Raw genomic sequence first — 25,578 nt, 5'->3', positions numbered from 1 at the left:
CACAAATTACAAAATAAGCAACTTTATTGTTTTTATAAGCCCGTCACTGTCACACCTAAAAGGCGGATACCGATATTCTCACGCAAAGCATCATCCAATAATTTTTGTGCACTTTGGTCAATTGTGCTGACATCAGACACTTTTTCATCTAAAGATAGACGCTTGGTAAAAGTCGTAAAGTCCGCATAGCGAATTTTGATGACAATAATATGCCCTTTCAACTTTTTATTTTGTAAAACCATGGCCACTTTTTTCGATAATTTACTGACTTCAGCTTTGATATCTGTTTCCAAATATAGCAACTTTCCATAAGTTTTTTCTTTGCCGACTGACTTTCGAATTCGATTAGGTTTGACAGGTGACCGATTGATACCATTGGCTTTGAGATAAAGTTCCCAACCAAAGACACCTAATTTTTCGGCTAAAAATTGAGGGGAGCTATTTTGAATATCTCGGCCTTCAGTAATCCCCAAAGCTTCCAATTTCTCCGCTGTTTTAACACCAACACCATGGAACTTAGCCACTGGTAAGTCGGCCAAAAAAGCTAAAGCCTCTTCTGGTGCAATCAAGGTCAAGCCTCGTGGTTTTTCAATATCAGAGGCAATTTTAGCTAAAAACTTATTATAGGAAACGCCTGCAGAACTCGTCAGATGCAGTTCCGTAAAAATATCGTGCTGGATCATCTTAGCAATCTTCACTGCACTTGTCGCATTGATTTTATTCACCGTCACATCCAGATAAGCTTCATCTAAGGCCATGCCTTCTACTTCATCCGTATAGCGATGAAAAATTTCATGCATCTGGCATGAAATCTCTTGATAATGGGCATAGTTACCTGATACAAAAATCGCTTGCGGACAAAGGTCGTAAGCTTCTTTGGCTGACATGGCAGAATGAATGCCGTACTTTCTTGCTTCATAGTTTGCAGTTGAGACGACACCACGCCCACCTGTCTCTAAAGGATTTCTAGCAATGACAACAGGCTTACCTTTTAATTTTGGGTTATCCCTTTCCTCAATAGACGCAAAAAAGGCATCCATGTCAACATGGATGATTTTACGACTGGTATCATTGATGAGTGGGAATACTAGCATAATTACATTTTACCATTTTACGTTAGTCAAAACAACTAACACGCAATACTTAAAATTTCAGGGATCAAAAAATGACCGCGAAGGCCATTTTCATTAAATATCAATTGTTGAATACTGGGCATTGGCTTCAATGAAGTCACGACGAGGTTCCACACGATCCCCCATCAGCATGTCAAAGATTTGATCTGCTTCTGCGGCATCTTCAACACTGACTTGTGCCATTGTCCGATGTTCAGGATCCATGGTCGTTTCCCAGAGTTGGTGATCATCCATTTCACCAAGCCCTTTATAGCGCTGAACGATAGGCTTGCGATTACCCGTTGTCATCTCAAGCACAGCTGTTTGCAGTTCTGTCTCTTGGTTCACTCCAGGTTGAATATAGGTAATCTTATCACCTAGTTTTACCCCATAAATCGGTGGCTGAGCGATGTAAACATAGCCCGCTTCGACAACAGGACGCATATAGCGATAAAAGAGGGTCAACAATAAGGTTCTAATATGAGCACCATCGACATCGGCATCGGTCATGATAACCAGTTTTTGGTAGCGGGCTTTAGACACATCAAAATCAGCACCAAATCCTGTTCCCATAGCTGTAAATAAGGAGCGAATTTCTTCGTTAGCCAGGATTTTTTCCATGCTAGCTTTTTCAACGTTGAGGATCTTACCACGAATTGGCAAGATGGCTTGGAACTCACGGTTCCGACCAGACTTAGCTGACCCACCGGCAGAATCTCCTTCGACGATGAAAATTTCAGTTTGCGTCGGATCATTTGACGAACAGTCTGCTAGTTTCCCTGGTAGATTTGAAATTTCAAGACCAGATTTTTTCCGTGTTACTTCACGCGCACGTTTGGCTGCGATTCTAGCCTTGCTAGCTAAAATCCCTTTTTCCACGATACGTCTTGCGACCTGTGGATTTTCCAAAAGGAAAGTACCGAATTCCTCACTAAAGAGTTTGTTAACAATCCCTGAGACTTCAGAGTTACCAAGTTTCGTCTTCGTTTGACCTTCAAACTGTGGGTTCGGGTGTTTAACCGAAATCACGGCTGTTAAGCCTTCCCGCACATCATCACCGGTCAGGTTTTCTTCATTTTCCTTAAGGAGCTTGTTCGATTTAGCATAGTTGTTAATCACGCGCGTCAGAGCAGTTCTAAAGCCTTGTTCGTGCGTCCCACCCTCGTGGGTACTGATATTATTGGCAAATGATAAGACCATTGAGTGATAGCCACCCGTGTATTGCATGGCAACTTCAACAGCGATCCCATCCATCTCACCTTCTGTGAAAATGGCGGGTTCAAATAAGACAGTCTTTTCTTCATTGAGGTATTCGACATAAGACTGAATCCCACCTTCATAGTGATAGTGGAGGCTTTCGGATTCGTCTGGTCGTTTATCGGTGATTGAAATGCGCAAACCACGGTTCAAGAAAGCTAACTCACGCACACGTTTTGCCAATTTTTGAAAATCAAACTCTGTTGTTTCCGTAAAAATCGTTGGGTCTGGCGTAAAGTGAACAGTCGTCCCGTGACGGTCTGTCTCCCCAATCATTTCCAAATCACCACCTACAACACCGCGATGGTACTCTTGGTAGTATTTTTGACCTTGTTTAAAAACAGTGACATCTAATTGGGTAGACAAGGCATTGACGACAGATGAGCCAACACCGTGCAGACCACCTGATACTTTATAGCCGCCACCGCCAAATTTACCACCAGCATGAAGGACTGTAAAAACAGTTTCGACCGCAGGACGGCCCGTTTTTTCTTGGATATCAACTGGAATACCACGGCCATCATCCACAACCGTAATTGAATTATCAGGCTCGATAAAAACCTCGATATGCGATGCAAAACCAGCTAAGGCTTCATCGATCGAGTTATCCACGATTTCCCATACCAAATGGTGCAGGCCTTCGGATGAGGTCGAGCCGATATACATCCCTGGCCGCATCCGAACAGCTTCAAGTCCTTCTAAGACTTGGATCTGACTGGCGTCATACTCCGCTGCTTTTTCTTTTTTATCTTGTATCGCTTGTAATTCTTCTGTTGTCAACTCTTGCCTCTTTCATTATATTCAATCAGTTAAAAAGTAACACATATCTATTTCAATCAGAATGATCACTTTCTTCTATCACCAGTTCATAACTGGTAATAGCGTTTCTACCACAGAAAATCATTTTGTGATCAAATAACCTAAAGATGTGCTACTTTTAAGGGATTCAATACACAACACATTGGTTTAATTATACCACAATTCACGATTTTTTGCTTGATCTTTCCGTTAATCCTAGATCCCTTTAAAACTCATTTAAAACAGGGCTTTGTTGCCTATTTATTTTAACTCTTGATCATCTCGTTTGCCTTGTTTGACAATCTCCTGATAATGATCCTTACCACCTGTCAAATTATAGACGGCTTTAAATCCTTCATGCCGTAAAATATTTTGCGCAGCATTGCCTGCCACACCTTTATAACAGTAAACAATGGTCAACTTCGCTTTATCCAGTTTGGCGGATTCTTCACGAAGTGCTGTCAAAGGAATGTGAACCGCTTCAGGAATATGACCCTCAGCGTAGCTTTCAGCTGTCCGTGTATCAATAATCGTCATATCTGTCTGTTTGGCTTGTAAGGCTAATAACTCTTGAGCTGTCATCAAGGGAGCTGTATTCAAAGCATTGGTCAGGGCCATGCCCGTATAGGCAACCGCATCTTTAGTCGTTGAAAAAGGTGGCGCATATGCCAGATCCATATGAAATAAATCCTCTGCTTTCACCCCTAAAGTAATGGTTGATGCAAAAACATCAATCCTTTTGTCAACCCCCTGTGGGCCTATGATTTGAACCCCTAAAATTCGATGCGTCTGCTTATCTGCAATCGCTTTAATCACCATTTCTTGTCCCGCCATATAAGCAGGTTTATCAGGTTTGATATTGAATAAAACAGCAACATCATACCCTTCACCTAGCGCTTCTTTTTCAGTCAAGCCAGTTTGGGCAATGGTTAAGTCAAAAAAGCGTAAGATGCCTGTGCCAAGAATACCTTGAAAACGAAGCGTGCCACCTGTCATAGCATCGCCTGCAATTCTGCCCATTTTATTGGCAGTTGTCGCCATGGGGCGGTAAATGGGCTTTCCTGTGATCACATGAAAACTCTCAGCCACGTCGCCAACTGCATAAACCCCTTCAAGGTTGGTTTGCATGGTCGAGTCTGTTACAATCGCGCCCGTTTCACCCAAATCAACTCCGATAGAAGTTGCGAGCGCTGTATTGGGGAGCACACGTGTCGCAATGATATAAAGGTCAGCTTCAAGCACTTCTCCTTTGGTCGTAACAGCTGATTCAAGTCGCGTCGTTCCGCTGACCTCAGCAATCGTTTCTTCTGGTCGAAAGTGGATGCCTTGCTTGCGCATCTCATCTTCAATTCGAATCGACATATCCCAATCCAAATGCGGCATAGGATGTTGACCTCGCTGGAGAACAGTCACGTCAATTCCTTGTGCTTTCAGTTGTTCTGCCATTTCAAGCCCAATATAGCCAGCACCAACAATGACCGCAGTTTTGGGCTGATGAGTCGCTATATAGGACTTAATGACTTTCCCACTCTGAATATTTCTAACTTGAAAAACATTGTCAAAATCATGGCCTAGAAAAACTTCAGGCGTCTGATAGCGGGCACCTGTCGCAAAGACAAGTAAGTCATAATGATCTTCAAATATCTCACCCGTCAAGAGATTTTTGACCCAAACTGTTTTAGCAGTGTGATCAATCCGCAAGACCTCATGTGACGTGTGAACGTCAACATTGTGACGCGCCTTAAACCATTGGGCGTCGCGTGGCGTTAGCTCATCAAAGTCGCCAACTTCCCCACCGATGGCATATGGAATCCCACAGACAGCATAGGAAATATCTGTATCCTTATCATAGAGCGTAATCATCGCACTTTCAGAATTACGGCGTGCCTTGGTCGCGACACTTGTTCCCGAGGCAACGGAACCAATAATTATAATTTTCATAGCCGTTCACTTTCTTTACTTATTTTTTCTAATCTTTATCTCCAATGTAACCAATTGCGCCAGTCTTGTCAAGAATAAAAGCATCCTGCGCGGTTGGCACAAGATGCTTCTCTTTTATAGAGTCAAAATATCAAGTAATTGCGTCACATGATGGGTGGCTTTAACCGTTTCTTGATTTTCTGGCGCAAAATAAATCGTCTCAATCCCCGCATTTTGACCGGCGAGAATATCAATATCACGATCCCCGATCATAACAGGTTGCGTTGGGCTATATTTATCTAGCAAATAACGAATCGAATCTGGGCTCGGCTTTCTAGCAAAACCATTACTAGACGTCACGACTTCAGTGAAATATGCCGCGATGCCAGCCGTCTCAAGAATTTCTAAAACCTGATCATTGCGGTGTGAAATCATAAAGTTCCGATGACCATTTTGGACAATGGTTGCAAGCACACGCTCAGCGTCAGGAAATAAAACCGGCTTGGTCAGGGTTTGGGCCTCTCTTTTTTTGTAGATGGTTGTAAAATCAGGCAATCCAGCTGCAAATTGAGAGACTGCAAATTCTGTCGAGACCCGAAGCGCATCGTAGACTGCGTCATATGCAACATTGATTCCAAATTCTTCAAGTAAGACCTCTTGGAAAGCTGTCGCTGAGGTTTGGTAGTTATCAAGTAAGGTGCCGCCTAAATCCCAAATGTAATCTGTATAACTCATGATTTTCCTTCTTCTAATGACAATAAGATAACGCTGACTAAGGTCACCAACATCGAGATGCCAACCACTGCGTCAAATGGCATGTCGAATAAAAAGATACTGAAGACTGCTGCTAAAATCGGCTCCATGGCCGCACAAACTTCTGCGACGATGGCAGAGACGTACTTGATCGCACTCATGTTAAACATGAAGGCGATGGCTGTACCAATAACTGCGACACCAAGAGCCAGTAAGAAACTCTCAGTCGTCAGCGTAAAGTCCAGATGCCAAACTGGATGGACACAATTCATGACAAATCCTGCGATAATCATCCCCCAACCGGTCACATTCATGACATCGTAGGTCTGTAAGAGTCGCTTAGGAATCAAGGAATAAGACACCACCGCAATCGCTGATAATCCGCCAAGGAGCAGCGCCAGTGGTGATAAAGCCATGGTCGAGATATTCCCGTGGGTTGTTAGGAAAAAGATCCCTGTCATAGCAATCAAGACTAAGATTAGTGATTTGAGGTTGGGTTTCTGACGCCGAAAGATGGCTAAGTAGGCCAGTAAGAAAATTGGTGACGTGAACTGAAGCACCGTTGCGGTTGCAGCTCCAGCTACCTGAATACAAGCATAGAAGGTCAGCTGAACCATCAGGACACCAAAGATGGCATAGCCAAATAATGGTGCGTAATTTTTTTTATCCTTCCAAATTGAAAAAAACTCGGACGGCTTTTGTATCAATGAAATCGTTAGCAAAATAATGCCTGCAACAGTTAAACGAAAGGTTGTAATCCATAGCGCATTCCCACCATACTGTTCAAAAAAGATTTGACCAAAGACCCCTGAAAATGCCCATAGAACGCCTGCTAAAATGGCATATATTGTGCCTTTAAAAATGTGAGATTTGCTATTTTTCATTCTTTTATTTTAACATAAATTTTGAGATTTTTTTCACTTACTGACAACATTCTTGAAGGGAACGAGTGCGATTATCTGATCAGCAATATTTTTGACAAAGGTGACATCATGTTCAACGACTAGCAATGCGGGTTTAACCGTTTTTAACAAGGTCTCAATTTGCTCATGGTTGAAGACATCTAAATAGTTCAAGGGTTCATCCCAGATGAAAAGTTCAGCGGATTGAGACAGGGATTTTGCCAACTCCACCTTTTTTTGCTGACCCATGGACATATCTTCTATTTTTTGATGGAAGACTGTGCGTTCCATGCCTAGTTTTCTCAGGTTATTGAGAAAGAGACTATAGTCTAGCTGATGATCATCCGCAAATGCTTTCAAATCCCCACGATTGTCATCATAAATCTGGCGGACGCGAGAAATTTTAAGCTGTTTACTTTCGGCTAAGGTAACCATTTTTTCTAGGAGTTGTGATTTGCCAATACCATTGGGGCCTGTGATGGCTGTGATTTGACCAGCGTTTTGTTGCAAATTAATGGGCTCAAATATGGGCTGTGCCTCAAAAGAGACGGTCAATTCTTTTTCGTCCAATAAGACTTGGTGATGACTTGGCTGATAGACCATTGATAAGACATCAACTTTTTCAATATTTTTGAGTAATTTTTCTTTTTCCGAAATCTCTGACTGCATCCGATGCTCTAAGACTTTGGCCTTTTTCATCTGACGGGCACTTCTAGCGCCGATAAATCCTGTGTCTCCAATAGCACCACTACCTTTTTTACGGGGATCACCGTATTTATCCTTTTCTCGACTACGTGACCAGTCAGCCTTGTCACGTGCCGTCTGTTTCAGGCGACCAATTTCTGACTTGAGTTTATCATTTTGCGCCCACTCAAATTCATCGCGCTGTTTTTTCTGTTGTTCATAAGTCGAGAAATTCGCTGCTAGGAGTTCCAGACCATTGCGCTCGATGGCAAGTAAGTGATCCGATACCTCGTCCAAAAAATGACGATCATGGCTGACGACGATATAACCAGATTTACGTCGTTTTAAATAGTTGGCGATTTTAGCGCGACTAGCCGCATCCAAGTGGTTTGTCGGCTCATCAATCAAGGGGAAGTTTCCTTCATTTAGAAAAAGCCCTGCGAGTAAGACCTTAGTTTGTTCGCCACCGGATAGGGTATTGAACGGCCGCCATAAAATGTCTTCTGGTAGCCCTAGCAAGTTCAGCTCTCTGTGAATCTGCCAATCTTCTGCATCATACAAATCGTCCAAAACAAATTTGGTTAACTGCGTTTTGTCTGTAATCGTTTGTGGGAAGTAGACAAAATTCACGTCCGACTGAATCCGTCCTGCATGGGGTAGATCACCCAAGAGTAGTCTCATCAGCGTCGTCTTGCCACGACCATTTCGCCCGACCAGAGCTAGTTTCCAGCTGGCATCAAAAGTGACAGATACATCTTCAAAAATCATCTTGTCATCGTAGCCAAAGCTTAATTGTTTTATTTCTATCAAAAAAAGCACCTCCATTGACTTAAATTACTTAAGCTGAGTGTGCCTTAAAAAGCCTTGTTTTTACTACCAGATCAAGACGACAAAAAAATATCCTGGATTAGGTAGTCAAGGTGAAAAGTCCGCACAAATAAGCTTAAGAAAAATTCGTTAAAAATTTTCAATCACTTAAATGCGCAATGGACCCCACCTTATCAACGTTTGAACGCCGATACCTTCTTTATTTTTTCTAATTTTAACACAAAAAAACCACCTTTTCAAGTGATTTTCTTAAATTTTTTATCCTTTAAGTTCGATGGCAAGATCAAGACCTTTGTCACCTTGCATCAAACCATACATTTGCATTGGGATGTCTTTAACAGGTGTTTCAGGGAATTTTTTAGTCACTTCGTCAACCATGTAACGTGCTTGTGGGCCAATCATGATAACGTCTGCTTTAGGCCCTTCTGAATCAACTTCTGCAAGTCCGTATGCTTTAACGTCAAAGTCAAGACCACGTTTTTCAGCTTCTTGCTGCATTTTTTGTGCAAAAAGTGAAGTTGACATGCCTGCTGAACAGAATAATTTTACTGTAGTTGTCATTGTGAGTACCATATCCGTTTACAATCTTTTTATAATTGCAAACGCTTTCTTTTATTTGATAATCTTATTATATACCAAAAATACTACTTTGAAAAGTAGTATATAGTTTTATTTATTATGAGACAGTTTATCTGTTCTATAATGCCTAGGACTACTTGACCGTTTTTTGATATGTTCTATCGGAAAATTTGGTTCTTGATTATATTTCATTGATAGCACCAAGCCTATCCCAATCAAGTTTCCAATGAGTGAGCTACCGCCCTGAGAGATGAAGGGCAGCGGAATTCCGGTTAGGGGTAGGACACCGATATTGGCACCGATATTTTCAAAAACGTGGAAGAGAATCATCATCGTAATCCCAGTCGAGACATAGATGTAGAATTGATTATTGGCACGAATCGTCACGCGAATCATCCGATAGATAAGAATAAAATACAGTAAGATAACAAATGCTGAGCCTAGAAAACCAAAGTTTTCTCCAATTACCGTAAAAATCATATCAGACTCACGCACAGGAACGCTAATATTGGCAACATTAAAGCCTTTACCAAACAAACCACCAGTTCCAATCGCAAGTAACCCTTGGGCTTGCTGATAAGTAGAACCTTGAGCATTGGCAAATGGATCTCGCCAAGCATCAATCCTTAGAATTTGGTAGTTATCCATACCGGCAGATTTTAAGAACTCACGTCCAGCATCAAATGTCGTCAGATAAATGACTCCGCCTCCAAGTAGCGCAACAATGATCACAACAGGCAAAATTAGTCGCCAAGAAACGCCCGATACAACGACGATCCCTGCAAAAATCGCCATAAAGACGAGCGCTGTCCCGAAGTCTTTTTGTGCAGCTAGAAGCACCATCACCGGTACCGTCACCAGAAACATGAACAAAATCAGCAAGATATCATCTTTTAATAAGCGCTTCTTCAGGCGGTTTTGAAAGCTCACAACGACCCGCGCCATTAATAAGATATAGGAAATCTTCATGAATTCTGAGGGTTGAAAAAGATTGCTGCCACCCAGATAAACCCAGTTTTTAGCACCTGTCAATGCAACAGTTAACGGATCATAAAACTTCAAAGGCAAAATCATCAGCACAATGCCCAGACCATATAAAATCGGTGTAAATTTCCAAAGCATCTTGGCATCGAAATGCATAACGATAAGCGCCACAATAACGCCAGCAATGCCCCAAGTAATCTGTTGGGTCATGACTTTCGCTAGGCGACTTGGATAATCATGACTCGTCGCAACATAGAGAACTAATAAACCTATCAAATTTAGTAAAAACGCTGGTAATATTAAAGCATAATCTATTCGGCTATCAAAAGTTAGTTTTTGTTTTTTCATTATGCTTTATTATATCACACCCCACTCAGCAGTCCAAGACCAGACCAACCAAAATTTCCTTAACCATTTTGCAACAGACTTACGACCACCTAGAAGTCTATCCAAAAAAATCCGACACACGGTCAGATTTTCTTCGTATTCAGTAAGAGCGAACTAATAATCACGCTGACACTTGATAAGCTCATAGCTAAGGCTGCAAACATAGGATTGAGTAACCCAAATGCCGCAAGCGGAATCCCCACAAGATTGTAGATAAAGGCCCAGAAATAATTTTGATGAATCTTTCTGACCGTTTTTTGAGATAAGCGAATCAAACTGATAATTTTCGACAGCGAATTTTCAGACGTGATGACCACATCTCCCGACTGCATGGCGATATCACTACCTGATCCCATGGCCACACCAACCAAAGCGCTAGATAAAGCGACAGAATCGTTGATGCCATCCCCAACCATCATAGCATCAGGGGTATTACTAACGACTTGCGCTTTTTTCACTGGGTTAGCTTGCGCAATCACAGTATCTGCCTTAACTAACGCATTGATCTTAGCGGCGGCCGTTTCATTATCTCCCGTCAGCATAATCGTTTTGATGCCCATTTGGGAAAGGTCAGCTAGCGTTTGTACAGCGTCTGCTTTGATCTCAGAAGAGAAGGTCGCAATGCCAAGTAGATTAGTCGCAGTAGCTAGATAGATGCTAGTGTCTGAAGATGCTTCAACCGCTATGCCTTGTTCAGCCATCAACTGCGCATTTCCTGCAAAATAAGTTTGATCTTGAATCATCCCTGTTAGACCTCGCCCAGCCAATTCTTGAAAATTTGAGACAGGCAGTATATCAATCCCTTTCAAGGCTTGTGCCAAGGGGTGGTTAGAGTAACTTTCTAGGCTTGCCAGAATTTGAAAGTCAGCGTCAGAACCTGACCAATTGGCCAACTGAAAGTGACCTGTCGTAATCGTGCCAGTCTTATCAAAAATAACTGTCGAGATATGTTTGCTATGTTCAAGTGCGTTGGCATCTTTAATCAAAATACCGTTTCTAGCGCCCAGACCTGTTGCCACCATGACGGCCGTGGGTGTCGCTAAACCTAGGGCACATGGACAAGAAATGACGAGCACACTGGTCGCATGTAAGAGCGCTTGACTGATATCTTTAGTGAAGATGGCTGTCAGAAGGAAGGTTATCAAGGCGATGCCTAATACGACGGGGACAAAAATGGCTGAAATCCGGTCTGCCGTTTTCTGAATTTCTGGCTTGGTGGCCTGTGCTTCTGCCATAGCTGCCATCATTTGTGAAATGGCAGAATCATCCAACGTATGGATGACACGTGCTGTGATAACACCATCCAAGTTGACTGCACCTTCCATGACTGTTTGACGCACTGTTTTCGTTACGGGAATCGCTTCACCAGTCAGTGAAGATTCATCAAAACTTGCACGTCCTGTTAGGATTTCTAAGTCTAGTGGCACACGCTCACCTGGTTTAACGAGAATGACTTGATTTTCAGCAATCGTATCAACTGGTGTATCAATTTCCTGGTCATCTTTTAAGAGATGAACCGTTTTAGCCTGTTTCTTTTGCAGGCTATAAATCGCTGCAGACGTATTTTTTTTGGCACGATTTTCTAAATTTTTACCAAGCAGGACCAGTGTGATAATCACCGCAGCAGATTCAAAATTGACTGCTGACATATTGCCCATGAACAAACCAAAAACGAGACTTGAGACATAGGCAACGCTTGTGCCGAGTGCGACAAGCACATCCATATTGGCTGACTTATTTTTCAAGGCCATGTAGGCACCTTTATAAAATCGCGCCCCAAATACAAACTGAACAGGTGTCGCAAGGAGAAACTGGATCCTGGGGTTGTGAAAAATCATCAAGCTGTGCACATGTAGCGTCCCTGCAAACATCCCCAGTAACATGGGTAAGGTTAAAATCGCAGATAGGACAAAGGACCAGAAAAGGTTTTTCTCAGCACGTTGTTTAGCTAGCCGTATTTTCTCACGATGGGCCTTGTCATCGACGATCGCGCCATAGCCTGCTTGACGGACGGCCGCAATAACGGTTTCAACATCACAGTCATCTTGCATGACGACTTTAGCTTTTTCTGTGGCCAAGTTGACACTGGCTTCTAAAATTTGATCCGAGGCATTCAGCGCTTTATCAACCCTCATGACACAGTTGGCACAGGTCATGCCTGTAATGACAAAAGATTGTGTTTTCATATCAAAAGTCTTTCCTATTTTTTAAAAAAGCAGTGGCCTATATTAGAGCCACCGCTTAATCACGATACTAGACTAGACCACTTTGTAGCCAGCTGCAGCAACTGCTGCGCTTAACTGTTCAAGCGATGCGTCTTCTGATTTCACGACTGCCTCACCTTTTTTAAGGTTAACTTTTGCAGAGGCAACACCAGCAACACCTTCAAGTGCTTCTGTCACGTGTGACACACAGTGTTGACAAGTCATGCCTTCAATTTCTAAATGTGTTTTATCCATCATACAGTCTCCATTATTTCCATATCCTCAGTTGCATGATCATGATCACAAGTGCACGCACTGAATTTTTCTAAACAGTCACAATTAACATGACAAGCCGGTGTCTTAGCAGCTAAAGCTTCTGAGATCAATTGCAGATTTTCAGCTGTCAACATGGCATCATCGATTAAATTTACCAAGACATTGACGTGCTTTTGAGCGCAAACCTTATCCAATAATTCTTGCCCCATCAAGCCGACTGCCTGACATTCTGACATGGTCGGGGTGTAGATAAATTTCCGTCCCGATTTTGTCGTTGTCAGCATTTCTTTTTTTACTAAACGCCCTAAAAGGGTCTTTATAGTTGCCACAGACCAATCATTAGATGCCGCGATTTGACAGGCAATTTGGTCAACGGATGCTTGCTCCAAAGTCCAAATCGCTCGCATCACGATCATCTCTGAGTCTGATATATTCATTTTCATATTATCACCTCTATTCATAGTTTACAATTGTAAACGAAAATTGTCAAGTCAAACACTCTCTAGTTTAACTGTTTATCCCCATTAACTTAGTCCCTAGCTTGAATCACTGCAACAATGCCTGACTCAAGCTCAATGGTCACAGACTTATCACCAACAAATTCATTTGAAGAAAGCGAAAAGTTTGTCGGATAATCTGTCTTTGCCAATTCGTACTTGGCTTCCTTTATCGAAAACCCTAAGACGGGCGTCAGACTGGCAAAGGCCAAATAAGTCATCTCAGGCATCTTCGTTAAAACATGACGCCCAGCCCCGACAAATCTGATGATGTTCTGCGTATCTAGCAGGGTAATTTTAGATAATAGTCCAGAAAATCTAGCCTGTAAGACCAGATAAAAAATCTGAATTTCATGGTCAAAACGACCACCCAGTCCGCCTAAAATCAAAATTTCACTAGCATCTGGAAACTGTTCTATGGCAGTCAAAACCGCAAGTTCTAAATCTGTGTCATCTTTTTCAGCAGGTGATTGCTCAATTTGGTCTGCATAGGCACGAACTGCCGCATACTCTTCCGGATTCAAACTATCAAAATCCCCAATCGCAAGATGGACTGGAAAACCAGCCTGCATCAAGCGAAAGGCGCCACGATCGACACCGATAAAAAAAGTATTCGTATTATCTGTATGCGCCTTGATTAAAGTATCGAAAGCTGTTGCAGGCCCACCTGCTAGAATGACTATTTTCATAAGTCTCATTATACCAAAAAAACGCCCGAAGACGTTTGATTCTGGTTGATTTATAGATAATACGTGCTCAAGTATCAAAATACAAAAGATTACGACTAGTTTCAGCCCGCTCTTCGTCAAATATATTGGTTTGCATACTGATACGATTGCGCTTATTTTCCTTGAATCGATTAAAATTATCTCGAAATCTTTTATATCATTTTTGATAGATTGAAAACGTCCATCTTATTTATAGAGTGACTTAGACTTGCCATACCACCAATTAAAGAAGTGTTTTTGTATCCATGGTTGGATCCATTTATCTAAACCAAACGATCGACCTGAACCATTCATGAGGGCGATAGCGGCAAAGATGAACCAGATGTTAACCCAGTAGAACATACCTGAAAGGGAGAACATGACGGTTAAGGCTGCTGTTGCGGCTGCTGCGATCCAAGTGAAGGCACCAACGATCAAAGCAAGCGCTAGGGCTACTTCGACGATTGACATGAATTTCTGCATGAAAAGGGCCACTTCTTTGTTTGGAATCATAAACTTGAAGACAGGTTCTAACCAGCTAGGTATTTTGTCGAGGACTGCCATTGGTTCATGACCATAAGAGTATGAAAGACCGAATTCAGCGGCAGATTTTGTTGCTTCAGCTGCACCGGATGTTGCTGCACCACTGGCTGCTGCTGTGGCATCAGATGCTTTTGTAGCAGTTTCAGCTGCACCAGTTGAGGCACCAGCGGCGGCATCGGCGGCAGTTGCCGCAGTTTCTTTGAGCCATGCAAATGGAAAGTGGAGATCGTTAGTAAACCATGAACCTTTACCAAACCAAGTTGTCGGATTCAAGAGTTTGCCATCGCCGACCACTTTGGCAGAAGCTTCTACCAACCATACCAAACCATAGAAAATACGTAAGGGTACTGACCAGAGAACGTTACCTAAACGAGAGGTGTGTCCACGGAAAATGTTACGTTCATTTGGTGTGTGGAAGAATTCATTTTTTAGGTAAGTAAAGAAATACCAGAGGCTGCCAATTTGAAAAATATACAAGATATTGATCAAGTGTTTAACTGCCATGGCAAAGAAACCTGACAAATGGAATTTGCCCATGAGGGATGCGACACCCCACTTAGAGCCCACTGATACCATAGTACCTTGATATTTACCAACAAACTTGTGCTTTTCCCCGCCCTTGATATCTGCGATGATATTTTCAGAGGCTGTATGCGCTGTTTGTTCAGCAGCTTCAACGATTTGTGGTGTTGGGCGACCTGTTGTCTCTTCGATGAAACCTGACACGTCACCAGCGACATAAATTCCTTGACCTTCAAAGCCTTGTGCTTCCATATAGGCGTTGGCTGTCAAACGATGACCGCGTTCACTTTCGGAAAGACCATAAGCTGCGGCTTGGGTATTGCCTTGTACACCAGTTGTCCAAATCAAGGTATGGGTTGGAATATCAGCGCCATCTTTGATTTTGATGTGATCAGGTGCGACTTCTGTAATCGCGTGATTTAAGAGGAGGTTTACGTTTTTCTTGTCGAGATATTTGACCACTTTATCGGCATCAGAACGATCTAAAGTGTTGAGAATCGTTGGCATCATTTCAACGACATTAAGCGTGATTTCTGATTCATCAAGCTTGTAGTCACGTGCAACGACTTGGCGCCAGTCGATTAACTCACCAACCATTTCGATCCCAGTAAAGCCTGAACCTGCGATGACAAAATTAAGTAAAGCCTTACGTTTAGCATCATCATGCTCAAGTGCTGCTTGTTCAACGACTGTTTCTAAATGACGTTTAATTTTAAGTGCATCTTCCATTGACCATAGCGTGAAGGCGTTTTCTTTTACGCCCGGCACGCCAAAGTCATTTGGTTCACCACCGATGGCAACGATGACATAGTCAAAGTCTAGGACACCACTTGCTTTAGTTGTGACTTTTTTAGCAACCTTGTCCAAACCGTTAACTTCATCTGTCAAGATTTGCACATTCTTACGATGAGCAAATAACTTCTGCAAATCATACTGGGTATTGGCAAATGGTACACGGCCAGCTGCAACTTCATGTAACTGCGTCATTATCGTTTGATAGCTGTGTTTGTCTATCAAGGTGATTTCTGCTTCATTTTTCAGTTTTTTCGATAGGGTTTTTGTCGCCTTAACGCCGGCAAAGCCAGCACCAATCACGATAATCTTCTTCTTAGACATTTAACGTCTCCTAATATTACAAATTCTAATTTTTTTGTAAAAACCTACATTTTAATTATAATTTATTTGATCCAAAAAGTAAAACTAAAATGAGTTAATTTTTGAATTATTTGATAAATAAGCGCATAATAAAATTGTAAAGTTTTGATGAGTCTTCTATGGCTAAATACTCTCAAAGTTTGACTAATAAAAAACGTCTCAGCTATACTCATCACATCGGTCTTTACCTATCGTTTTTCTTATTTCATAGAAAAAGGAGCACATCATGAGCTACATTACCTCAACACAAGAACGCCACATTGACATCTTGGATATTCCAGCACTTGAAACCAAGGTCGCAGCCAATATGGAAAAGGGCGCTTTCGGCTATCTATCAGGAGCTGCTGAAGACGAGTTGGTTTTAAAAGCCAACCCTCTTGCTTTCAACCATAAGCTGATAGCCCCGCGTGTCCTGCAGGACATCGAAAATCCTGATTTGACAACTGAATTTCTTGGACTCAAACTCTCAGCACCGATTATTGCTGTACCGATTGCCGCACACGGGCTAGTTCATGAACACGCTGAACTCGATACGGCACAAGGGGTTGCGGATGCTGGAACCATTTTCAGTTTGTCAACTTATGGCAATGCAACCGTTGATGATGTTGCAAAAATTGCTCCTGAATCTCCTAAGTTTTTCCAACTTTACATGAGTAAAGACGACAACTTCAATCGCTGGATTCTCGACAAAGCCGTCAAAGGTGGCTATAAAGCGATTATCTTAACCGCTGATTCCACACTTTGTGGTTATCGTGAAGCTGATATTGTCAATAACTTCACCTTCCCAAATGTCATGCGCAACCTAGAAGAATGGTCTAAACTCTCTTCCGACGGCGAAACAGGTTCTGGTGAAGGGATTGCTGCTATCTATGCCAAGGCCAAACAAGCCTTGAGCCTGAAAGATATCGCCTTCATCAAAGACTATACGAAACTTCCTGTTTTCGTCAAGGGCGTTCAGTCATCAAAAGACGGTGAACCTTTGATTGAGGCTGGCGTTGATGGCATCTGGGTTTCTAACCACGGTGGCCGGCAATTAGACGGTGGCCCAGCTAGTTTTGATGTCTTGGCTGATATCGCCAAAGTCGTCAACAAACGTGTACCTATCGTCTTTGACTCAGGTGTTCGCCGCGGTCAACATATCTTCAAAGCACTCGCAATTGGTGCCGATGTTGTCGGCATCGGCAGACCCATGCTTTGGGGTCTTAACCTCGGTGGTAGCCAAGGCGTGACCGATGTCTTTAATCATTTCAAAAAAGAGCTCATGATTACCATGCAACTTGCAGGCACGCATAATGTTGCTGAAATTAAAGCAACCGAGCTATTGGACGCCAAGTTAACAATTGGATAAAAACACCTGCTCTTAAAAATAGGTGATGAACGATCAGCGGTATTAATCGACGGTTGTTCATCGCCTATTTCTGTATGATAACTCGATTAATCGTAGAAACAATACGTAATTGGTTAAAAATTCGCTGATTTTCTACCAAAAAGGTATTCTTTCTGGGAAACAATGACAAATCGGTAGAAAAAATGCTAATTCTTTACCAAAACAGCATTCTTTTGACAAAACAATGACAAATCGGTAGAAAATAAGCGAATTCTCTACCAAAACAGTATTCTTTTGACAAAACAATGACAAATCGGTAGAAAAATCGCTGATTTTTTACCAAAACGGTGTTCTTTTGACAAACAAAGATAAATCAGTAAAAATCTGCTGTTTCAATGCGAAATAAAAAAACGCCTATTCTTCAGAAAAGGACGTTCTAATTCGCATACTCTTGAATCACTTTAAGAAAAGCTTGACCAAATTGATCGGCCTTTTTTTCGCCAATTCCTGAGACATTGAGCATCTCGGAAAGTGATAAGGGTTTGGCATCTGCCAAGTTCATTAAGACTTGATCTGAAAAGACCATGAAAGGTGGGATAGCCAGTTTTTTGGCGAAGACTGTGCGCTGTTGCCGTAGGAGTTCAAAGAGCTCTCCACCAACTTCGCGTTTCGATGAACGGGACTTCTCTAGCGTTTCTTTGACTTTAATTTCGCGCATGGTTACCGTCAGCTGCCCTTTTAAGACTTGGACACCATTTTCAGATATACTGAGACCATTGTACTCACCGGCGACGTCTAGATAGCCATCTGCGACTAAGTAATCGACAAAACTATTGATTTTTTTGAGCGACCAGTCTGACATGAGGCCGTAGGTTGAGAGCGTGTCAAAACCGGTCCAAAGCATTTTTTCGGGCAATTTACCGCGTAAGACATTGACCACTTGGGTCCGTGAATAGCTGCCATCACGCATCTGACTCATCCGTACGATATTTGATAGAACTTTTTGGGCATCGACTGTCACGTCAATCAGCTCACGTTCATCGGTACAGTTGGAACAAATGCCACAATCGGCCATTTCTTCGCCAAAATACTGAATGATATAGCGCTGCAAACACATCTGCGTGCTGGCAAAAGCGGTCATTTCCTGTAATTTTGCAAGTTCTTTGTGGCGATAAGCAGGATCTTGATTTTCAGCCATATCAATGAAAAATCGCTGGAGCTGGATGTCACGTGCCGAATACAGGAGGATACTTTCGCTAGGTAGGCCGTCACGTCCTGCACGACCAATCTCCTGATAATAAGCTTCAATGGCGCCAGGCATGGTAAGATGCAGGACGTATCGTACGTTGGTTTTGTTGATCCCCATACCAAAGGCATTAGTGGCGACAATGACTTGGTAGTCATCATAGAGAAAGCCATTTTGCGCCGCTTCACGTTCTTGATCTGACATACCTGCGTGATACCGACCAGCTGAAATGCCCGACTGATTCAGCAACTCCCATAATTCATCAACTTTCTTGCGCGTTCCGGCGTAGATAATCCCGACATCATCTGGATGATTTTTGACATAGGAGACCACATACTTCCGCTTTTCGGCATCACTCAAACCTTTCTCGATTTTGATGGCAAGATTGGCTCTAGCAAATCCTGTAACAACCGTTTCATCAATGTTTAAGATTCGAACTAAATCGGCTTGTACTTTTTCAGTCGCTGTTGCAGTCAATGCCATGACATTGGGATGATTGCTCAAGCCTTCAATTAAATCTACAGCTCTCAAATAGGCCGGTCTGAAATCATGTCCCCACTGGGATAGCACATGAACTTCGTCGATGACTACCAAACTCAAGTTTAAAGACTGGATGAAGTTATAAAAGTAAGGATCTTCTAGCCGTTCAGGGGCGACGAAAAAAATTTGATAAACACCCTGACGAATGTCGTACGTGCGAGCTTTGATGTCCTCAAAATCTAGTGAACTGTTGATCATGGTCGCTGAAACGCCAGCAGCAATAAGCTCATCAACCTGGTTTTTCATTAGTGAAATCAGAGGTGAGACAACCATCGTTAGACCATCTGATAAAATCGCAGGAATCTGGTAAGTCAATGACTTCCCACCACCTGTGGGCATAATGCCAAGTGTGCGTTTCCCCGATAAAACACTATTAATAATCGCTTCTTGTCCATCTCTAAAACTATCATAACCATAGATGGACTTTAATATGTCGTGTGCATTTGTCATATTTTAATTATATCATACCCCACCATCTGAGATGGGACCAAGCCATTTCATTTTCAATTTTCAGAATACTCAAATTAGCTTCTGCTTTCATTAGTTGGCTTGACGATACGTCTAGGAAAAAATTATTTTCGAGTACATCTTATAAGTCAAGTAAAAATACACAAAATAAATCATCAAGAAATCAGTGATTGGTAGGGCAATTGAATCATAGGGATTGGTTAACAATACCTTGAAAAGTTGTAAGCCAAATAAGACATGTAGCGTACCAAGAAAAGCTGGAATTGTAAAGACAACTAACAACTCTTTTTGGATCACACGATTTATCCCACTTTTATTTGCTCCTATTTTTAGCAAAATTTTATATCTTTCTTGATCTGTCTTATAACTTGTCAAAATCTTAAACATGAGGCAACTCGTTAACATGGTTAGAAAAGCAAGCCCTAGGAAAAAGCCCATATATTGAAACCCAACAAAACCTTTTGCATGTGCTTGATAGCGATGTACTTTTTGAGCTGATAGAAAGATAAAATCTAAGTTCTTATTTGGCTCAATTTTCTTGACAATTGAGGCCAACATCTCATAATTCTTTTTAAAATTTTTCGTCTTCACTAAAACAAGTGCTTGAGTAACACCATTGGAAACCCCAAATTCTTCCTGAGAGACAAAGGAGATTTTCTTATCTTGTAGAGCTTCTGGCAGCATATTGCTGAAGTTTTTCTGTGCTATTTCACTTTTTTCCATAGCACTACCATTAAAGCTTTTCTGAACAACATCCCCTTGCGCACTTATCGGGCCATTAACAATAAAAGCTCGTTTATCAAAATCACCTTTATTAATCAAAACATGTTCACCAACTGCTTTGAAGCGATATGCTGTTTTACTTTTGATATTATTTTGATCCAATTGATTGAGGACATGACTGTTTTCTTGAGTCAAAATCAAGTCATAAAATAATGCCTTGTCCGCACTTTTGTAGGCTTCCTGACCAAAACCTAAACCAACCGTAAGCGCACCTAAGGCTAATGCAAACAACATGGCAATCACAGTCAAAATTTGCGTATAGGATTTGATCCGATACTCGATTTGAGCGACTAAAATCGCATTCATCTCCTTGAAGTAATAATTTTTCCTTTGTTTGACAAAACTTAATATCAAGATGACGCAAGAGTGTATGATCAGATAGCTTCCCCAAAAAATGGTGATCATCGCGATGACAACAGCTTTCACTTTCCAACTCAAAACATGATACATAGCATAATAGCCCAAACCCAGACAAAAGCTGCCTGAAATGAATTGTAGGACCAAGTACCAAAGCTTCGAATCTGTAAAGTCTGGGGTAGCTTGTTTTTTCATTAGATTAATCAGTTGTTGTTTAGCTAAACTACTACCATTAACAATTGCTGTCAGGAAAAAACAGATGACGAAAAAGACTAAGGTGATCAAAAAAGCTTTTAGATTAACAAGAGAGTTAGCCATTAATTCAGTGTCCAAAATATTTTGCAAGAATAAAGTCACAATTTTGGATAGCATAAATCCCACTAAATTACCTGCCAAGGTTGATACTAAACCTATCCCTATCGTTTCAAGAAAATTCAGGAATATGATTTTAGATTTGCTGGCACCTAACATCAGTAGCATGCCATATTCTTTTCTTTTCAGATTCATCAAAAAAGAGTTAGCATATAGGAGATAAAAGAATGTGATTACCCCTAATAAAATACTCCCCAAATGAATGACTATCGTAATCGTTGAAGCATTTCCTGATTGATGAATTAAACGGTCATTGGTTGCCAAAGACTGAAACATATAAAAAATACCCGATGCCATGATCAAGCCTGAAAATAGCAGTAAGTAATCTTTTATTTTTCCTTTGGTACTATACCAAGCAATTTTCGTTATCAAATCATAATCCCTCCGGTCCAGTTGGCCAATGCTCGTTAATAGCTTTTCATGGAATTCCTGTCTAGATTGATCTTCTTTGGTAATTTCTTGAAAAATCTTTCCATCTTTAATCAAAAGGATGCGATCACAATAACTTGCTGAGTAAGGATCATGCGTCACCATTAAAATAGAAACATTTGCGTGAACATTGAGCGATGCCAACATTTCTAGCAGACCTTTAGCACTCTCTGAATCCAAAGCCCCTGTCGGTTCATCAGCCAATACAATTTTGGGATTTGTCACAAGAGCACGCGCAGATGCGACGCGCTGTTTTTGACCTCCTGATAATTGAGCAGGGTGTTTATCTAATACCTGATGGATACCTAAACGACTTGAGATGTCGTTTACTTTTTGAATGATTTCATCGGTATCCATGCCTTGTAATGCCAGAGGAATCGAAATATTATCAAAAGCACTAAGGTTATCCAATAGACTAAAATCTTGGAAGATAAAGCCTATTTTCTCCCCTCGAAAAGTCGAAAGCTTCTTGCCTTTAATCTTTGAAAGATCTTCACCGTCTATCAGGACTTGTCCATGTGTTGGTGTATCAAGCGTTGAAAGGATATTGAGTAAAGTTGTTTTACCAGATCCAGACGCCCCCATGATACCAACAAATTCACCAGCCTTAACTGTAAAGGAGAGGTTATTTAAGGCTGTCGTCTTCTCCTCTTTTCCATTGCCGTATATTTTGGTTACTTTATCAACTGTAACTACTGATGTCCTCATTTATTTTCCTCCATTGCTTTCAAGACCTTTTGGGGTAATGCCGCTTCATCAATGTAGTCATAGCTTCTAACACTCTGCCCTTTTGTTTTTATCTTTAAAAATTTAACATCCTGACTTATTTTTGAGCCAAAGGTTGCGACCTGTACAGTCCTGTTCTTACCAGATTTAGAGTAGGTCTTCACATGATAACCATAATCTTGTCCACCATTAGCAGCATCTTGCCAATTTGAAACAGGTTCTGCTGGTACTTTACCATAAACTTCTTCCATGGTGACAAAAGGATTGAGCAAATCAATCGTATAAGCTAGCATGCCTGTTTTATTTTTCGTCAATTGTGATGCAAGCAAAAGCGATGCCATAAGCCCCACAACTACTATTACAGTTATTTTTAGTATTTTTTTCATTTTATTTCCCTTTCAAAGGCTTTCTGAAATCTCAGAAAATTAACCGACGTTAATGCGACGTACAAACGGGGAGCATTCAACAATTTAGTCTACTCAAAGTCTTCCTGTTATAACTCTAGTTTAAGCTATAATTTTGAAGAAATGATGAAGAAAAAGCCATGTTTTGAGTTAACATGACTTCTTTAGTTAAGCGACTAAGTTTTAGATATTATGAACAATAATTTATTGGGGAATTGTGATCATAACGCTAGCACCTCCTAAAGCAGAGGATTTACCGAGTGTAATTTCTCCGCCACAGCGTTCTACATTTCGTTTAGCAATCGTCAAACCCATACCAAAATGATTCATCCCAGACCGACTAGAATCTCCCATATATGATGTCGTAAATGCTTTTTCTAAAAGTTCAGAAGAAAATCCTGGTCCATCATCTTCAATTATTAGATTTAATTCCTGCTTATCTCTATGAATGACTAGTTTGATTGTGCCATTGAGTGATACAAAGTCAATCGCATTAGAGATAATACTTGTGAGCGCCTGAGTTAATAGAAATGGATCTAAACTTATCTGTCCATCATCTAGCTCAAAAGTTGTATCAAAAGAAATTTTCTTCACTTTTATCACAGGCATCAAATTTTGCTTTATATCGTCGATGAGTTCAACCAGATTCACCTGACTGATACTTAGTTCAATTTCTTTAGCCTCACGAGTGACTTGCATCAAGGTATTGACCAATTGCTCAATTGCTTCCGTACTTGCTTGTAAGTTTTTTAAATAGACTGACTGCTCCACCGTCAACTCTGTTTCGCTCAGTAACTCTCCCCAACCGATAACACCTGTTAAAGGGGTCTTGACATCATGAACCAAAGCAGTAAGTTGGCTGCGATGATTCTCCTCAGATTGCCATCTTTCTTCTAGTGCCCCTCTTAAAGACTCTTTTAACTCAGTAAAACTTACTAATACATCATCAAATTCAGTAATCGTTGAAGTCCCAACTGTAAAATTTAAGTCATTATCTTGGATATGCTTCACAGCACGTGTAATAGGGGATAAATTAAGACGAATCATATGACTAAATCTTTTGACAGACATGACGACTGTAATAACCAAGATGATGATAATCCCTACAAGTATCAAAGTATCAGGAGAAAGAAAATACTTGTTTAAAAAATCATTTGTATAACTCGGCTTCAGCTTATAGTCTATGACAAGATAACCAGTTCCTAACCTGGTTTGTAGGAAACTACCACTATCTATTTTTCCTATTTTAACTGCTTGAATCGCTGCTTGTTATAGAGACTTATCCATAGATGATCCCATCAACTCATAGTTTTGGTTTAGCTGCACGTATTTATTTTGAGAAGATACCCAAGTCGGGTCAAAAGATTGCATTTTTTGAGTCTTCATAATAACAGCTCTGGCCGTTTTTTCACCAGCATTCGCTTCATTCACGTACCCAAATTTTTCACCGATCAAAAAAAGAAGGAGTGGGATGACGATACTTAGGATGACACCGACTAGTAAGGTTAATATAAACTTTATGAATAACCTATAAAGCCCGTAACTTTTTTTCACTGCCATAAATACCCTACACCCCACTTAGTCTTAATTGGATAATCATCTGGGTTGGCAAATTTTTGTCGAATATTTTTAATATGTGTCGCAATTGATTGACTGTCTCCTCCAGCGTCATAGCCAAAAACAGCCTCATAAATTTGTTCCCTAGAATAAATACACTGTTTGTTTTGCCCTAAATATTCGCAAATTTCATACTCCCCTTTGGTCAAGATGACTAATTGATCATGAAAATAAAGTACTTTTTGAGCGAGATCAAATCGAAAAGCGCCAATGTTCAGCGTGATATGATGTTCTCTATTTTCTCTTCTTAGATGCGCATTAATACGTGCCCTAAGTTCAGTAATGCGAAATGGTTTCGTCAGATAATCATCAGCGCCTAAACCCAAGCCATAAGTAATAGATGTTTCCGTGGCTAATGCTGTCAAAAAAATGATTGGATTATCTGTCATTTTTCTAATTTCTTGTAATACATGATAACCGTCCTTTTTAGGCATCATTACATCCAATAAGATAAGATCGTAAAAATGTAAATTTTTTTCTAATAGTTTTTCAGGGTCATCTATCACCGTCACCAGATGGCCATCTTTTTCGACCCCTATTTTGATTATTTCCAAAATACTCGCTTCATCATCAATTGCTAAAATATTTGCCATTGCACGCTCCAATCATAAGCTCTATACCACTTTATAACTTATATCAAAATCAACCATAAGTTGTCATTATCATAGGCTTATTATAACATGCACCTACCTGCATTGTCATTTTAAACTTATAATAAAACAGCTTTCCTCACAAAAATGTGAACCAATCACTTTCCTTTGTAAAATGTCAATCAGAGCGGTATAATAACAGTAGGAGGTAATCTCATGAAAATTACATTTGACGAACAAGTACTTGCTAGACTGTCTAACTGGTCTAATGCGGATGTCGTTTTAGATTTTGACAATACGCTTGGTGAGACAGGTCGCCCTGTCGAAGGTTGCTCTATCGGCACCAACTATCGCTTGATAGCAATCGATAAAGGTACGGTGCCTGAGGTCTTTGATATCATCATTGACTCAAATCTTGCCCCCCTTCATTTTAAGAAATATGGTGAAATGTTCCTAGAAAATGGCATGACCATCACAGAAAATACTGACAAACGCATCCAATTTAAAGCCGCTGGTGAAATCATTGATAGCAACGTCCAAGTCTTAGATTATCGACAAGCTAAATAACTTATTGACGACATCACAAACAGATAAAAACACCATCTGAAAAT

At 40.9% G+C, this 25,578-nt stretch carries 21 protein-coding genes; 2 read left to right on the top strand and 19 right to left on the bottom strand.

What is annotated here, in order from left to right:
* Window positions 1–32: 32 nt before the first annotated feature.
* The 13 genes from dinB to LRA01S_RS01075 form a co-directional block, all read right to left on the bottom strand.
* Window positions 33–1,094 (bottom strand): DNA polymerase IV, encoded by a 1,062-nt coding sequence (gene dinB / locus LRA01S_RS01135; protein ID WP_061773820.1) that lies wholly within the window; start codon window positions 1,092–1,094, stop codon window positions 33–35.
* A gap of 93 nt (window positions 1,095–1,187) precedes the next feature.
* Window positions 1,188–3,149 (bottom strand): DNA topoisomerase (ATP-hydrolyzing) subunit B, encoded by a 1,962-nt coding sequence (gene gyrB, locus LRA01S_RS01130; RefSeq protein WP_061773819.1) that lies wholly within the window; start codon window positions 3,147–3,149, stop codon window positions 1,188–1,190.
* A 279-nt stretch (window positions 3,150–3,428) separates the two neighbouring features.
* Window positions 3,429–5,108: an FAD-dependent oxidoreductase gene (locus LRA01S_RS01125; protein ID WP_061773818.1), complete on the bottom strand. Its 1,680-nt coding sequence runs from the start codon at window positions 5,106–5,108 to the stop codon at window positions 3,429–3,431.
* A gap of 114 nt (window positions 5,109–5,222) precedes the next feature.
* On the bottom strand, window positions 5,223–5,822 hold the full coding sequence (locus tag LRA01S_RS01120; protein WP_061773817.1) for an HAD-IA family hydrolase: 600 nt from the start codon (window positions 5,820–5,822) through the stop codon (window positions 5,223–5,225).
* The gene (locus LRA01S_RS01115; RefSeq protein WP_061773816.1) at window positions 5,819–6,724 is read right to left on the bottom strand and encodes a DMT family transporter; all 906 of its coding nucleotides are present in this window, start codon (window positions 6,722–6,724) and stop codon (window positions 5,819–5,821) included. Before LRA01S_RS01115 ends, LRA01S_RS01120 begins: the two co-directional genes overlap by 4 nt.
* A 33-nt stretch (window positions 6,725–6,757) precedes the next feature.
* Window positions 6,758–8,251 carry a ribosomal protection-like ABC-F family protein gene (gene abc-f, locus LRA01S_RS01110; protein ID WP_061773815.1) on the bottom strand — a complete coding sequence of 498 codons (1,494 nt, stop codon included), beginning with the start codon at window positions 8,249–8,251 and terminating at the stop codon, window positions 6,758–6,760.
* 261 nt (window positions 8,252–8,512) lie between these two features.
* On the bottom strand, window positions 8,513–8,815 hold the full coding sequence (locus tag LRA01S_RS01105; RefSeq protein WP_040525803.1) for a PTS sugar transporter subunit IIB: 303 nt from the start codon (window positions 8,813–8,815) through the stop codon (window positions 8,513–8,515).
* Between the two features lie 108 nt (window positions 8,816–8,923).
* Window positions 8,924–10,165, bottom strand: coding sequence for an FtsW/RodA/SpoVE family cell cycle protein (locus LRA01S_RS01100; protein ID WP_061773814.1), 1,242 nt, complete (start codon window positions 10,163–10,165; stop codon window positions 8,924–8,926).
* Window positions 10,166–10,287: 122 nt separating this feature from the next.
* On the bottom strand, window positions 10,288–12,390 hold the full coding sequence (locus tag LRA01S_RS01095) for a heavy metal translocating P-type ATPase (RefSeq protein ID WP_061773813.1): 2,103 nt from the start codon (window positions 12,388–12,390) through the stop codon (window positions 10,288–10,290).
* 72 nt (window positions 12,391–12,462) lie between these two features.
* Window positions 12,463–12,666 (bottom strand): heavy-metal-associated domain-containing protein, encoded by a 204-nt coding sequence (locus LRA01S_RS01090; RefSeq protein WP_239519144.1) that lies wholly within the window; start codon window positions 12,664–12,666, stop codon window positions 12,463–12,465.
* Complete coding sequence (locus LRA01S_RS01085; protein ID WP_082785340.1) at window positions 12,663–13,127, bottom strand: CopY/TcrY family copper transport repressor; 465 nt, start codon at window positions 13,125–13,127, stop codon at window positions 12,663–12,665. Before LRA01S_RS01085 ends, LRA01S_RS01090 begins: the two co-directional genes overlap by 4 nt.
* A gap of 86 nt (window positions 13,128–13,213) precedes the next feature.
* Window positions 13,214–13,870, bottom strand: a complete 657-nt coding sequence (locus tag LRA01S_RS01080; RefSeq protein ID WP_061773810.1) for a thiamine diphosphokinase — start codon at window positions 13,868–13,870, stop codon at window positions 13,214–13,216.
* A 225-nt stretch (window positions 13,871–14,095) separates the two neighbouring features.
* The gene (locus LRA01S_RS01075) at window positions 14,096–16,069 is read right to left on the bottom strand and encodes an NAD(P)/FAD-dependent oxidoreductase (RefSeq protein ID WP_061773809.1); all 1,974 of its coding nucleotides are present in this window, start codon (window positions 16,067–16,069) and stop codon (window positions 14,096–14,098) included.
* A gap of 265 nt (window positions 16,070–16,334) precedes the next feature.
* Between LRA01S_RS01075 and LRA01S_RS01070 the strand changes: the two genes are divergently transcribed.
* Window positions 16,335–17,456 carry a lactate oxidase gene (locus LRA01S_RS01070; RefSeq protein WP_061773808.1) on the top strand — a complete coding sequence of 374 codons (1,122 nt, stop codon included), beginning with the start codon at window positions 16,335–16,337 and terminating at the stop codon, window positions 17,454–17,456.
* A gap of 415 nt (window positions 17,457–17,871) precedes the next feature.
* On the opposite strand, the gene recQ is transcribed toward LRA01S_RS01070, so the two are convergent.
* The 6 genes from recQ to LRA01S_RS01040 form a co-directional block, all read right to left on the bottom strand.
* On the bottom strand, window positions 17,872–19,671 hold the full coding sequence (gene recQ, locus LRA01S_RS01065; protein ID WP_061773807.1) for a DNA helicase RecQ: 1,800 nt from the start codon (window positions 19,669–19,671) through the stop codon (window positions 17,872–17,874).
* A 111-nt stretch (window positions 19,672–19,782) separates the two neighbouring features.
* Complete coding sequence (locus LRA01S_RS01060) at window positions 19,783–22,338, bottom strand: ABC transporter ATP-binding protein/permease (RefSeq protein ID WP_061773806.1); 2,556 nt, start codon at window positions 22,336–22,338, stop codon at window positions 19,783–19,785.
* Window positions 22,335–22,742 (bottom strand): YxeA family protein, encoded by a 408-nt coding sequence (locus LRA01S_RS01055; protein WP_082785338.1) that lies wholly within the window; start codon window positions 22,740–22,742, stop codon window positions 22,335–22,337. The genes LRA01S_RS01060 and LRA01S_RS01055 overlap by 4 nt, the downstream gene beginning before the upstream one ends.
* A gap of 222 nt (window positions 22,743–22,964) precedes the next feature.
* The gene (locus LRA01S_RS01050) at window positions 22,965–23,807 is read right to left on the bottom strand and encodes a sensor histidine kinase (RefSeq protein WP_061773804.1); all 843 of its coding nucleotides are present in this window, start codon (window positions 23,805–23,807) and stop codon (window positions 22,965–22,967) included.
* A 222-nt stretch (window positions 23,808–24,029) separates the two neighbouring features.
* Window positions 24,030–24,320: a hypothetical protein gene (locus tag LRA01S_RS01045; RefSeq protein WP_061773803.1), complete on the bottom strand. Its 291-nt coding sequence runs from the start codon at window positions 24,318–24,320 to the stop codon at window positions 24,030–24,032.
* On the bottom strand, window positions 24,311–24,970 hold the full coding sequence (locus LRA01S_RS01040; RefSeq protein WP_061773802.1) for a response regulator transcription factor: 660 nt from the start codon (window positions 24,968–24,970) through the stop codon (window positions 24,311–24,313). The genes LRA01S_RS01045 and LRA01S_RS01040 overlap by 10 nt, the downstream gene beginning before the upstream one ends.
* 213 nt (window positions 24,971–25,183) lie before the next feature.
* Here LRA01S_RS01040 and LRA01S_RS01035 point away from each other — a divergent pair, with 213 nt between their 5' ends.
* A complete protein-coding gene (locus tag LRA01S_RS01035; protein ID WP_061773801.1) occupies window positions 25,184–25,534 on the top strand; it encodes an iron-sulfur cluster biosynthesis family protein in 351 nt (116 codons plus the stop codon).
* Window positions 25,535–25,578 lie beyond the last annotated feature (44 nt).

This window comes from Pseudolactococcus raffinolactis NBRC 100932, from assembly GCF_001591765.1.
GTDB classification, from domain to species: domain Bacteria; phylum Bacillota; class Bacilli; order Lactobacillales; family Streptococcaceae; genus Pseudolactococcus; species Pseudolactococcus raffinolactis.
Note: the sequence above shows the minus strand (reverse complement) of the source record. Positions and strands in the feature narration are given on the sequence as shown.